Raw genomic sequence first — 12,313 nt, 5'->3', positions numbered from 1 at the left:
GCGAACCGGACCTACTTGATCTTCGTGCCGGTCGAGCGCAGGTTGCCGCAGGCCTCGACGACGCGCGCGGACATGGAGGCCTCGGCCAGCTTGCCCCAGGTGCGCGGGTCGTAGGTCTTCTTGTTGCCGACCTCGCCGTCGACCTTGAGAACGCCGTCGTAGTTGCGGAACATGTGGTCCGCGACCGGGCGGGTGAAGGCGTACTGGGTGTCCGTGTCGATGTTCATCTTCACGACGCCGTTCTCCAGCGCGGTGCGGATCTCCTCCTCCGTGGAGCCGGAGCCGCCGTGGAAGACGAAGTCGAACGGGGAACCCTTGCCGAACTTGGCGGCGACGCCCTCGTTCAGCTCCTTCAGCAGCTCGGGGCGCAGGACGACGTTGCCCGGCTTGTACACACCGTGCACGTTGCCGAAGGACGCGGCCAGCAGGTAGCGGCCCTTCTCACCGAGGCCGAGGGCCTCGGCGGTGCGGATCGCGTCGTCGACCGTGGTGTAGAGGGAGTCGTTGATCTCGTGGGAGACGCCGTCCTCCTCGCCACCGGTCGGGGTGATCTCCACCTCGAGGATGATCTTCGCGGCGCGGGCCAGCTCCAGCAGCTCCTGCGCGATGGAGAGGTTGTCGGCGAGGGTCTCGGCCGAGCCGTCCCACATGTGCGACTGGAACAGCGGGTTCAGACCGGCCTCGACACGCTTCTGGGACAGCGCCAGCAGCGGACGTACGTACCCGTCGAGCTTGTCCTTGGGGCAGTGGTCGGTGTGCAGCGCGATGTTCACCGGGTACTTCTCGGCGACGATGTGCGCGAACTCGGCCAGGGCGACGGCGCCGGTGACCATGTCCTTGCTGTACTGACCACCCAGGAACTCGGCGCCACCCGTGGAGATCTGGACGATGCCGTCGCTCTCCGCCTCAGCGAAACCACGCAGGGCCGCGTGCAGGGTCTGGGTGGAGGTCACGTTGATGGCCGGGTAGGCGAACTTTCCTGCCTTCGCCCGGTCCAGCATCTCGTTGTAGACCTCGGGAGTTGCGATGGGCATGCGTCCGCTCCTTGTATCTGCGGGTTGACGTACTGCTTTGTCTACGGCCCTGACCTAGACCTTGGGGTGCGACGTCATCGTCGGCCCCATCTTTCCAGACTTGGCCGGAAGGTCCAGGCCACGTCCACGCCCTGGTCGGTCCCCGGTCAGTCCAGGCCCAGCTCGTCCTTGGAGAAGGCGTAGAGGTAGGGCACCCCGGCGCCCTCCTGGATCTTCTCGGCGGCACCGGTCGCCCGGTCGACGATGGTCGCGACGGCGACGACCTCGGCCCCGGCCTCGCGCACGGCCTCGACGGCGGTGAGCGGGGAGCCGCCGGTGGTGGAGGTGTCCTCGACGACCAGCACGCGGCGGCCCGCGATGTCCGGGCCCTCGACGCGCCGCTGCAGGCCGTGCGCCTTGGCGGCCTTGCGCACGACGAAGGCGTCCAGGCGCTTGCCGCGCGTGGCGGCCGCGTGCAGCATGGCGGCGGCGACCGGGTCGGCGCCCATGGTCAGCCCGCCGACCGCGTCGAACTCCAGCTCATCGGTCAGGTCGAGCAGCACCTGGCCGACCAGCGGGGCGGCCTCGCCGTCGAGTGTGATCCGCCGGAGGTCGACGTAGTAGTCGGCTTCCAGACCCGACGACAGGGTCACCTTGCCGTGCACCACGGCCTTGTCCTTGATCTGCTGCAGCAGCGCGCCGCGTGTGTCCGTCATGGCACTCAGCTTAGAGGCGGCGCCAGCTCCAGGTCGTGGTGGCCTCCAGCGGCTCCAGGGGCGTGACCAGGCGCGGCAGGGTGTTGAGGCCGTTGGGCGGGCCGGTCTGCGGCTCCACGCACACGGCCTCCCGCTGCTCGTCGTAGACGACGACCCACTCCTCCCGGCTGGTCACCTTCAGCTCCAGCTGCCCGGGCCAGGTCAGGGTCGCCTCGACGCCGCCGGGCATGCCGAAGCAGTCGTCCCAGGGGCCGGGCTTCGGGTCGAGGCGGTTGCCGGTGGGCAGGTGGTCCGCGCCGCGCTCCTCCTGCCAGGCCGGGACGAAGTCGAGGGTGACGTCCTCACCGCCGAGGTTCCGGTTGAACCAGGGGTGCCAGCCGATCTGCGCCGGGAACGACGACTCGTACGTCTCGACGGACATGGTCAGCGTCAGCGCGTCCTCGGTGAGGGCGACGATCTGGGTGACGACGCCCGGGTAGGGCCAGGGGTCGACGAGCTCGTACGTGAGGACGGCCTCGTCCGTGCTCGTGCGGGCGATGCGCCAGGCGTGGTCGCGGACGGTGCCGTGAATGGCGTGGGGCGGGGCGTTGAGGGGCATCTGCCGCACCTCGGCGCCGTCCAGGAACCGCCCGTCCCGGATCCGGCCGCACCAGGGCACCATCGGGAAGCAGCCGAAGCGCTCGCCCTGGCGCAGCAGTTCGACGCCGCCGATCCGCAGTCCTCCGACCCGGCCGCCGTTGCCCGGCTGCACGGTCACCTCCGCGTCACCCGCGGTCAGCGTGATGTCTCGGTCACTCACGGGACGACCCTACTGCGGCGATCAAGAGGGCCTCACCGGTGACGGGTCACTTCGCCGGGATGCGCCCCGGCAGGGGCGGTGCCGTCGGGCGGTTCCATGGTGCAGCGGCGTCTGGCCGGGCCCGGGCAGGGCCGTCGCGTGGTGCAGCGGCGTCTGCGGGGCCCGGGCCGGGGGATGTTCCGCCCGGCCGCCCCTTGGTTCAGCGGCGTCTGCGCAGGGCCCGGACCGCCACGATGGCCGACGCCAGGGCCAGGGCCGCCGCGGGGGCCGCCCAGCGCAGCGGGGCCGGGGCCGTCACGGTCTGCGGTGCCGGCACGGGGGCGTACCGGCCGCGCGGAGGTGCGTGGTCCACCTCCTCGGCACTGCGTCCGATCATGGTGCGCCGCGCGTGCGCCGCCTCGGCGATGTCCTCGTCGTTCTCGTCGTCCGCGAGTCCGGGAGGGGAGAGCGGGGCGTCGGCGCCGAAGGCGGAGGGCCGCTCGGGGGCCGGGGGCTCCTCGGTGAGACCGGGGTCGGAGGTGGCCTTCTCGTCGGCCGCACCCGCCTCGCCCTCGGCCGCACCCGCCTCGCCGTCGGCGCCCTCCTCGCCGTCCGTGGCAGGCGGGGGCGGTGATGCCTCGTCGTCCGCGTCCGGCGTCGTCTCGTGGTCGGTCGTCGCGCGCGGTTCGAAGTCCTGCGTGGCGGGGGGTGTGGTGGTCTGCGGCGCCGCCGCGGCCAGGTGCTCCGCGAAGCGGTTGAGCAGCCGGGTGACCGCGCCCTCCACCGCGTCCGCAGGGAGGTCCTTGATCCGTCCGTCCGCCACGGCCGAGCCCTCGTACACCACGGAGCAGCCGTCCTCCGCCTCGCGCAGGGCGATGCGCAGCGCGATCTTGACCGAGCCGCTGCCGCGCGACTCCTCGGCCTCGCCCTCGACGGCGTACGCGTCGTCGCGCCGGGACACCCGTACGGCACCCCGGTAGGTGATGGAGTGACTGCCGACCCGGATCTTCAGCCGCCCGGTGACGGGCTCGGCGCCGGCATCCTGCTGGAGCCCCGGAACGGCCCGGGCGACCCGCGCGGGGTCGTCCAGCACCTCCCTCAGCCGCTCGGCCGGAACCGGAACGAACACCTCGTGCTCCATGTCGACGGACTCTACCCAGCACAGCCCGAAACGCACCCCCGACCGAGGGATTCACCCCCGATCCACCCCCACCAGGCGTACCCTCCCGACCCGCGGCGGGAGCCGGACGCCCCCCGGTGGGAGGGGGTCAGTAGCGCGGATGGACCAGCGTCGACGCCGGCAGCCCCTCGATCCGCGTGCCGCGCGCCGCCCGTTCCCCCGCGGCCAGGGACGCCTGCGTGAGGGCCCGGGGCCGCGGGCCGTACGGGTCGAGCCGCAGCCGCGGTGCGCTGCGCGCGGCCAGCACGAAACCCCAGTCGCGGGGCGCCCGGGAGCGGTCGGTGGGGCTGCGGTCGGGACCTGTGGCGAAACCGGGACGGCGGCCGCCGATGCCGTACGGGGCGGTGCGCAGACCGGCCGCGCGCAGGGTCGCCTCGACCGTCCAGTACACCCGGGGGCCGGATGCGACCGGCCCGGCGTGCACCACGAGCCGGCCGCCGGGGGCCAGCACGCGCCGCGCGAGGCCGTAGAACTCCTGTGAGTACAGCTTCGTACTCGCCGTGATCCCGGGGTCCGGCAGGTCCGATACGACCACGTCGTACGCCGCCGGGTCCGCTCCGCGCAGCCAGCCGAAGGCGTCGTCGGTCGTCACGTGCACGCGCGGGTCGCCGAAGGCGTGCCGGTTGAGCGCGGACAGGGCCGGGTCGGTGCGGGCCAGGCGGATCACCTCCGGGTCGAGTTCGACGACGTCGATCCGGTCCACTCCGCGGTGGCGCAGCACCTCGCGGACGGCCAGGCCGTTCCCGCCCCCGAGGATCAGCACGCGCGCGTGCGGCCCGTTCATCGCGGGATGGACGAGGGCCTCGTGGTAGCGCGGCTCGTCGCGTCCGCTGACCCGCAGCCGGCCGTCCAGGAACAGGTCGAGGGGCCGCCCGTGCGTGCCGCCGGTGAGGACGACCTCCTGCACTCCGCTGCGAAGCGCCACGCGGACGTCGTCGCCGTACACCGCCTGCCGTGCGGCCCGTTCGAAGTCGTCGACGAGGACGGCCGCCGAGGCGAGGACCGCGAGGACGAGGAGGTTGCCGACCAGCAGCAGACACCGGGCCCGCCGGGTCAGGTCACGGCGGAACAGCCCGAGCACCAGTGCACCGCCGACGACCGCGTTGACCGCGCCGGTGAGCAGCGCGCCGGTCAACTGCCCGAGGAACGGCAGCAGGAGGAAGGGAAAGGCGAGGCCGCCGACGAGGGCGCCGACGTAGTCGGCGGCGGACAGGTCGGCCACCGCGCCGCCCGCGTCCTGGCGGCGGATGCGCTGGATCAGCTCCATCAGCAGCGGCACTTCGGCGCCGATGAGCAGCCCCGTGGCCAGGGAGAAGGCGACCAGCAGGCAACGCGGCCCGTTGGCCCACATCCCGCCCCAGTCGCCGGTCCAGGCGAACACCGCGTACAGGGCCATGGCACTGCATCCGCCGACGAGCGCGAGGATGGCCTCGACGGCACCGAAGCCGGCCGCGGCGAGGGGACGCAGCCGCTTCGCCGCGAGGGAGCCGATGCCCATCGCGAAGACCATGACGGACAGCACGACGGACGCCTGGGTGACGGAGTCGCCCATCAAGTACGAGGCGAGCGCGACGAGTTCCAGCTCGTACACCAGTCCGCAGGCCGCGCAGACGAACACGCCCGCGAGGACCAGGAACCGTCCGGTGCCGGGCCGCACGGGCAGTCGCGCCGGGCCGGCCGGGCCGCCCGGGGCGCTCCAGAGCGGCGGGCAACCTGGCGGGGCGGGCGCGTGCGGCTCGATCACGCTGCGACGTTACGTCACGCCTCGACCGCGGTTCGTCACCCACACGTGTGGTGCTGGTTTACAGGGGACGGACACCGGAACGAGATGAGGTGCGGCCCGTGCGGCTCCGCGAGGCGGGACCGACGGGCCTTCGCCGGGCGTCAGTTGGCGAGAGCCGCCGCCGGTACGCGCACGCCCACCCTTGTGCGGGTGGCCACCAACTGCCCTTCCTGCGGGTAGGCGTGCCACGTCCGCCAGTGCACCTGGCCCTCGTGGTACTGGGCGAGCAGGGCCGTGAAGGCGTACGGGCTGCCGGGGAAGACGCCGACGAGGCCGTGCGGGTGGTCGGAGACGAGGGCCAGCAACTCCTGGGCGCGGCCCGCGAAGGAGCCGGGCGAGAGGACCTCGACGCGGGCCGCGAACTCGTACTCCCAGTCGTCCACGCGCTTGGCGACGCCGAGCGGAAGCGGGGTGCTACTGCCCGCGATGCACGCCACCGTCTCCGAGCAGATGCCCCGCTCCTCCTCCAGGAGGACCTGGTGGGATGCACCGAGAAGCCGCAACTGCAGTTTGGTGTCCGCCAGTTCGAGGTCGAGCACGGCCAGTGCGGGAAGCGGCTCGCGCCCCAGGGCCCACGCGAGATCGGTCGCGCGGGTGTCGGTGTAGGAGGTGTTCAGGGTCGTGAGCATGGATCGGCTCCGCAAGCACACATGGAGAGTGAGAGGGGTCCGCTGCGCCCCGGTGGCACCGGGGGATGTCGGCCCGGGGTCAGCCCGGTCGGCCTGTTCGGAAGAGGTGTCCGCGGGGCTGCGTCGGTGACTTAGAGGGAATCATGAACGGTGGCACCCACATAGCGTTTTTACCCAAGCCGGCGGGGTTTCCATCCATCAGAGGGCTCCACAGCTCAACTGTTCAACCACGGCGTGCGCCGCCGCCGGGGAGGCGTGCGCCGATGCGCCGTGCATCGCACTCACCACCGGGACGGAGGGGCGGCCGCGTTTCCGACGAAACCCGCAAACGACCGCCCGGCCCGCGCTGTTGCGGAGGCGGCCTCCTGACCGACGGGAGTTGTCCTACAGACATGGGACGTCACCGCGGGCCACGCGAAGCCGCCCGACGGACATTCGAAGCATCGCCCGTCCGAGCCCCGGGCTCCCAGCTCCCAGCTCCCAGCTCCCAGCTCCCAGCACGACGACGCGGGGCCCGCTCCAGGTGCGGACCCCGCGTTCGATGGAGGCAGCCGCCCCGCCTGAGTGCGCCGACGTCAGTCAGCTGCCCCCGCCGCCGCAGCCACCGCCGCCGCCCCCGCAGGACGACCCGCCACCGCACGACGAGCCGCCACCGCAGGAGTGCCCCCCGTGGTGTCCGCCGCCGCCGTCGGACGAGCCGGAGTCTCCCCCGCCCGCCCACCAGCTGTTGTGGCTGCTGCTGCCGCTCGAACCGGAGGACGCCCACGCCCCGCGGCGCGCCGTCCGCCGGGAACCGCCCCTACGGGCCTTGGAGACCAGCGCCCCGATCAGGACGACTCCGACCACCGCCAGGATGATGCCGACGATCATGGCGTCACCCTCCTTCCATTTCCCCCGAAGCGGCCCCCCGTGGGCGCCTCGCTCTTGCGTGAAGCGGTGATGCCCTCCCCGCTCCCGGCCCAACACAGAGTTGAGGAACTCCAGAGCTTCGGCGGAGGATGGCCGGCATGACCTCCAGCGCGCGCCCCCTCCTGAACCGTCGGCTCGCCGAGTTCGGGACGACGATCTTCGCCGAGATGTCCGCCCTGGCCCTGAGTACTGGCGCCATCAACCTCGGGCAGGGCTTCCCCGACACCGACGGCCCCGAGGAGATCCGGGAGGCCGCCGTACGGGCCCTGCGGGACGGCCGCGGCAACCAGTACCCGCCGGGCCCCGGCGTTCCCGAGCTGCGCACCGCCGTCACCGCCCACCAGCAGCGCCGCTACGGCCTGGCCTACGACCCCGACACGGAGGTCCTGGTCACCGCGGGGGCGACGGAGGCCATCGCCGCCGCCCTGCTGGCCCTGGTGGAGCCCGGCGACGAGGTGATCGCCTTCGAGCCGTACTACGACTCCTACGCCGCGTGCATCGCGATGGCGGGCGGCCGCCGGGTGCCGGTCACGCTGCGCGCGGACGTCGAGGAGGGCCGTTTCCGGCTCGACCTCGACGAGCTGCGCGACGCCGTCACCGACCGGACCCGGCTGCTGCTGATCAACACCCCGCACAACCCGACCGGGACGGTCCTCACCCGCGAGGAGCTGGCCGCGATCGCCGAGCTGGCGGTGGAGCGGGACCTGCTGGTGGTGACGGACGAGGTGTACGAGCACCTGGTCTTCGACGACGCCGAGCACCTGCCACTGGCGTCGTTCCCGGGGATGCGCCAGCGCACGGTCACCCTCTCCAGCAGCGGCAAGACGTTCTCGTTCACCGGCTGGAAGGTCGGCTGGATCACGGGGGCTCCGGAGCTGGTCACGGCGGTGCGCTCGGCGAAGCAGTACCTGACGTACGTCTCGGCGGGCCCGTTCCAGTACGCGGTCGCCGAGGCCCTGTCGCTGCCCGAGTCGTACTTCACGGACTTCCGCGCCGACATGCTGGCCAAGCGGAACCTGCTGGCGGCGGGTCTGGAGGAGGCCGGATTCCGCGTCTTCCGCCCCTCGGGCACCTACTTCATCACGACCGACATCCGCCCCCTCGGCGAACCGGACGGCTTCGCCTTCTGCCGCTCCCTCCCCGAACGCGCCGGCGTCGTCGCCATCCCCAACGCGGTCTTCTACGACCACCGCGAGGAGGGCGCCCCGTTCGTACGGTTCGCGTTCTGCAAGCGCACGGGGGTCCTGGAGGAGGCGGCGCGGCGGCTGAAGGGCCTTGCGGGGGCCTGAGGCCACCCCGAAAAGGCAGACGGCGCGTGCAGCGCGTACCCGTTCGTACGCGCCGACGCGCCGTGGAGGCCCGGGCGGGGCCTACTCGTCGTCCTCGGGCTTCTCCGCCTCGTCGATCTCCTGCTCCAGGCCGAGCTGCTCGACGAGCCACTTGTCGAACTCGATCGCCGCGCGCACCCAGCTGACCGTCGAGGAGACGAAGTGCTCCAGGCTGACGCCCATGCCGATCAGCATCTGGGCCTCGCCGATCAGGCGGACCGTGCCGTCGTCGTGGGTGTGGCTGTAGACCTTCGGCCACAGGGTCCGGCGGTTCCAGTCGTCGATCGACTCCAGGATCTGCGGCTTGGCCTCGATCTCGTGGGGCCGGTCGTAGAACGTCCGCACGGAGAAGACCTGCTGGTCTCCCTCTCCCCGGAACATGAAGTAGGTGCGGAACTGCTCCCACGGCGCCGCGAGGTCACCCTCGTCGTCGACGACGTACTTGAGCTCCATCTGGTCGAGGAGCTGCTTCACGAGGTCCTGATCCGGGACGACGGGGCCGGCCGGACCGCCGGGCTGCGGCTCGGGCTGGCCCCCGAAGTTCGGAATCGAGGACGGGTCGATGGTCACCGTGAATTTCCCTTCGTACGGATTCCGCCATCCTCCCCCATGCGGGGAGGGGGGTGGCAAGCCCCGACAGGCCCTGTCAGCCCACGGCTGACACGATCCGGTCAGCCGCAACCTCCGGGTTCCCACAACCGTCCTCCTGAGCAGCCGACGGAGGGGGCTGCGCGCATGCGGGAAGCGGACAGAGGTCATACCCGGTGGGGCGTCGTCCTGCCGTTCCTGGCACTGCCGGTGGTGGTGCTCGGCGTCCTGATCGTCGGCCTGTTCCTGTGGGCCTGGTCGGACGACGACGGGACCGGCGGCGACGGCCGGACGGGGGCGGCGGCGACGGTCCCCTGCACCGAGGCCCTGGCCTTCGGCGCCGCCGAGCGCCCCGCGAACGCCCACGTCCACGACTGCACGGTGCAGCGGGGCATCGACACGTCGTACTCGGCGGTGCTGCGGATGCCCCGCGAGGACGTCCGCGACTGGCTGCGCGAAACGTACCCGGACGCTCCGGAGCCCCGCACCGGCGGTGGAGTCTGCGGGGCGCTCTGCCTCGACGTGACCCACGAGGACGGCCTCCCCGGCACGGCGGAGGCGCACGTGGTGCAGGTGCGGGTGGAGTACGAGAACGCCGAGACGGCGCGCGTGCGCTTCTCGGCGTTCACGATGTGACCGCGGACGCCCGGACGGCGCGGGTGCGCTTCTCGGCGTTCACGATGTGACCGCGGACGCCCGGACGGCGCGGGTGCGCTTCTCGGCGTTCACGATGTGACCGGGGACGGTCCTACAGCGTCTTGCCCGTCGCCGGGCCCACCAGGAGCCCGTCCTCGAAACGGTCCACCCGGACCGTGTCGCCGTCCTTGATCTCTCCGGAGAGGATCTCCTTGGCGAGCCGGTCGCCGATGGCCGACTGGACGAGCCGGCGCAGCGGGCGCGCGCCGTACGCCGGGTCCATGCCCTCCTCCGCGAGCCACGCCAGGGCACCCGGCGTGATGTCCAGGGTGAGGCGCCGCTCGGCGAGCCGCCTGGCCAGGCGTTCCAGCTGGAGCTCGGCGATGCGTTCCAGCTCGGGCTTGGTCAGCGCCGAGAAGACGACCAGGTCGTCCAGGCGGTTGAGGAACTCCGGCTTGAAGGAGCTGCGCACCACCTCCAGCACCTGCTCCTTCTTCTCCTGCTCGCTGGTGACCGGGTCGACGAGGAACTGGCTGCCGAGGTTCGACGTCAGCACCAGGATGGTGTTGCGGAAGTCGACCGTACGGCCCTGGCCGTCCGTCAGGCGCCCGTCGTCCAGCACCTGGAGCAGGATGTCGAAGACCTCCGGGTGGGCCTTCTCCACCTCGTCCAGCAGCACGACGGAGTACGGACGGCGGCGCACGGCCTCGGTGAGCTGGCCGCCCTCCTCGTAGCCGACGTATCCGGGCGGGGCGCCGACCAGCCGGGCCACGCTGTGCTTCTCGCTGTACTCCGACATGTCGATGCGGACCATCGCCCGCTCGTCGTCGAAGAGGAAGTCGGCGAGGGCCTTGGCCAGTTCGGTCTTGCCGACACCGGTCGGGCCGAGGAAGAGGAAGGACCCGGTGGGCCGGTCGGGGTCGGCGATGCCGGCGCGGCTGCGGCGTACGGCGTCGGACACCGCCCGCACGGCCTCGGTCTGGCCGATGAGCCGCTTGCCCAGCTCGTCCTCCATGCGCAGCAGCTTCTGCGTCTCGCCCTCCATCAGCCGCCCGGCGGGGATGCCGGTCCAGGAGGCGACGACGTCGGCGATGTCGTCGGCGCCGACCTCCTCCTTGACCATGGTGTCCTTGGCGACCTCTTCCTCGGCCTCGGAGGCGGCCTCCAGCTCCTTCTCCAGGGCCGGGATCTCGCCGTAGAGCAGCTTGGAGGCGGTGTCGAAGTCGCCGTCGCGCTGGGCGCGTTCGGCCTGGCCGCGCACCTCGTCGAGGCGTTCCTTCAGCTCACCGACGCGGTTGAGGGACTGCTTCTCCTTCTCCCAGCGGGCGGTGAGGCCGCGCAACTCCTCCTCCTTGTCGGCGAGATCGCGGCGCAGCTTCTCCAGCCGCTCGCGGGAGGCGGCGTCGGTCTCCTTGCCGATCGCCAGCTCCTCCATCTTCAGCCGGTCGACGGCGCGCTGGAGTTCGTCGATCTCGACGGGTGAGGAGTCGATCTCCATGCGCAGCCGGGAGGCGGCCTCGTCGACGAGGTCGATGGCCTTGTCGGGCAGGAAGCGGGAGGTGATGTACCGGTCGGAGAGCGAGGCGGCGGCGACGAGCGCGCTGTCGGCGATCTGCACCTTGTGGTGGGCCTCGTAGCGGCCCTTGAGCCCGCGCAGGATCGCGATGGAGTCCTCGACGGTCGGCTCGGCGACCAGCACCTGCTGGAAGCGGCGCTCCAGGGCGGGGTCCTTCTCGATCCGCTCGCGGTACTCGTCGAGGGTCGTGGCGCCGACCATGCGCAGCTCGCCGCGGGCCAGCATGGGCTTCAGCATGTTGCCCGCGTCCATGGCGGAGTCTCCGCCGGCGCCGGCCCCGACGACGGTGTGCAGCTCGTCGATGAAGGTGATGATCTGCCCGTCGGAGTCCTTGATCTCGGCCAGGACGGTCTTCAGCCGCTCCTCGAACTCGCCGCGGTACTTGGCACCCGCGACCATGGCGCCCAGATCCAGCGCGACGAGCCGCTTGTCCTTCAGCGACTCGGGCACGTCGCCCTTGACGATCCGCTGGGCGAGTCCCTCGACGACGGCGGTCTTGCCGACGCCGGGCTCGCCGATGAGGACGGGGTTGTTCTTGGTCCGCCGGGACAGCACCTGCACGACCCGCCGGATCTCCTGGTCGCGGCCGATGACCGGGTCGAGCCTGCCCTCGCGTGCGGCGGCGGTGAAGTCGGTCCCGAACTTCTCCAGGGCCTTGTACTGTCCCTCGGGGTCGGCGGTGGTCACCCGGCGCTGGCCGCGGGTCTTCTGGAAGGCGGCCTGCAGCTTCCTGGCGTCGGCCCCCTGCTGGGACAGCACCTCGCCGGCCGCGCCGCCCTTCGCTGCGAGGGCGATGAGGAGGTGCTCGGTGGAGAGGTAGTCGTCGCCCAGGTCCTTGGCGCGGGCCTGGGCGTCGGCGACGACGGCCAGCATCTCGCGGTTGGGCTGGGGCGGCGCGACGGTCGACCCGGTCACGCTCGGCAGCCCGGCGAGCACGCGCTCGGCTCCGGCGCGCACGGCGGCCTGGTCGGCGTCGACCGCGGCGAGCAGGTCGGTGATGTTCTCGTTGTCCTGTCCCTGGAGCAGCGCGAGCAGCAGGTGGGCAGGGGTGAGGTCGGGGTGTCCCTCGGTCACGGCCCGGTTGCTGGCAGCGTTGATCGCATCCCGGCTCCGGTTGGTCAGCTCGGCGTCCACGTTCGCGTTCTCCTCCTTGCACTGACCCGAACGGCTTGCACAA

Annotated in this window: 11 protein-coding genes; 2 read left to right on the top strand and 9 right to left on the bottom strand. The window is 72.0% G+C overall.

Translation table 11 applies throughout. The features are described from left to right. Positions 1-11: 11 nt before the first annotated feature. The 7 genes from fbaA to ACIQU3_RS11900 all read right to left on the bottom strand — a co-directional run bounded on the left by fbaA (position 12) and on the right by ACIQU3_RS11900 (position 6,969). On the bottom strand, positions 12-1,034 hold the full coding sequence (gene fbaA / locus ACIQU3_RS11930) for a class II fructose-bisphosphate aldolase (RefSeq protein ID WP_403734658.1): 1,023 nt from the start codon (positions 1,032-1,034) through the stop codon (positions 12-14). A 146-nt stretch (positions 1,035-1,180) separates the two neighbouring features. Continuing rightward, on the bottom strand, positions 1,181-1,729 hold the full coding sequence (pyrE, locus tag ACIQU3_RS11925) for an orotate phosphoribosyltransferase (protein WP_403924617.1): 549 nt from the start codon (positions 1,727-1,729) through the stop codon (positions 1,181-1,183). Between the two features lie 10 nt (positions 1,730-1,739). Then, the gene (locus ACIQU3_RS11920; RefSeq protein WP_403924614.1) at positions 1,740-2,528 is read right to left on the bottom strand and encodes an aldose 1-epimerase; all 789 of its coding nucleotides are present in this window, start codon (positions 2,526-2,528) and stop codon (positions 1,740-1,742) included. A 199-nt stretch (positions 2,529-2,727) separates the two neighbouring features. Next, positions 2,728-3,648 carry an SRPBCC domain-containing protein gene (locus ACIQU3_RS11915; RefSeq protein ID WP_403924611.1) on the bottom strand — a complete coding sequence of 307 codons (921 nt, stop codon included), beginning with the start codon at positions 3,646-3,648 and terminating at the stop codon, positions 2,728-2,730. Positions 3,649-3,775: 127 nt separating this feature from the next. Then, the gene (locus ACIQU3_RS11910) at positions 3,776-5,431 is read right to left on the bottom strand and encodes a polyamine aminopropyltransferase (RefSeq protein WP_403924608.1); all 1,656 of its coding nucleotides are present in this window, start codon (positions 5,429-5,431) and stop codon (positions 3,776-3,778) included. A 140-nt stretch (positions 5,432-5,571) separates the two neighbouring features. Continuing rightward, the gene (locus ACIQU3_RS11905; RefSeq protein WP_403734673.1) at positions 5,572-6,099 is read right to left on the bottom strand and encodes a DUF2617 family protein; all 528 of its coding nucleotides are present in this window, start codon (positions 6,097-6,099) and stop codon (positions 5,572-5,574) included. A gap of 579 nt (positions 6,100-6,678) precedes the next feature. Then, positions 6,679-6,969, bottom strand: coding sequence for a hypothetical protein (locus tag ACIQU3_RS11900; RefSeq protein ID WP_403734678.1), 291 nt, complete (start codon positions 6,967-6,969; stop codon positions 6,679-6,681). Positions 6,970-7,097: 128 nt separating this feature from the next. On the opposite strand from ACIQU3_RS11900, the gene ACIQU3_RS11895 reads away from it, so the two are divergent. Next, positions 7,098-8,297 (top strand): pyridoxal phosphate-dependent aminotransferase, encoded by a 1,200-nt coding sequence (locus ACIQU3_RS11895; RefSeq protein ID WP_403924605.1) that lies wholly within the window; start codon positions 7,098-7,100, stop codon positions 8,295-8,297. Positions 8,298-8,378: 81 nt separating this feature from the next. Here the strand turns inward: ACIQU3_RS11895 and ACIQU3_RS11890 are convergent, their stop codons facing one another. Beyond that, positions 8,379-8,906 carry a YbjN domain-containing protein gene (locus tag ACIQU3_RS11890; protein ID WP_234848941.1) on the bottom strand — a complete coding sequence of 176 codons (528 nt, stop codon included), beginning with the start codon at positions 8,904-8,906 and terminating at the stop codon, positions 8,379-8,381. A gap of 165 nt (positions 8,907-9,071) precedes the next feature. Here ACIQU3_RS11890 and ACIQU3_RS11885 point away from each other — a divergent pair, with 165 nt between their 5' ends. Beyond that, positions 9,072-9,560, top strand: a complete 489-nt coding sequence (locus ACIQU3_RS11885; RefSeq protein WP_403734685.1) for a hypothetical protein — start codon at positions 9,072-9,074, stop codon at positions 9,558-9,560. 112 nt (positions 9,561-9,672) lie between these two features. On the opposite strand, the gene clpB is transcribed toward ACIQU3_RS11885, so the two are convergent. Then, the gene (gene clpB, locus ACIQU3_RS11880) at positions 9,673-12,270 is read right to left on the bottom strand and encodes an ATP-dependent chaperone ClpB (RefSeq protein ID WP_403734691.1); all 2,598 of its coding nucleotides are present in this window, start codon (positions 12,268-12,270) and stop codon (positions 9,673-9,675) included. Between the last annotated feature and the right edge of the window lie 43 nt (positions 12,271-12,313).

It is taken from the genome of Streptomyces sp. NPDC101110, from assembly GCF_044759525.1.
Taxonomy (GTDB): domain Bacteria; phylum Actinomycetota; class Actinomycetes; order Streptomycetales; family Streptomycetaceae; genus Streptomyces.
This window is presented reverse-complemented; position numbering and strand designations above follow the sequence as displayed.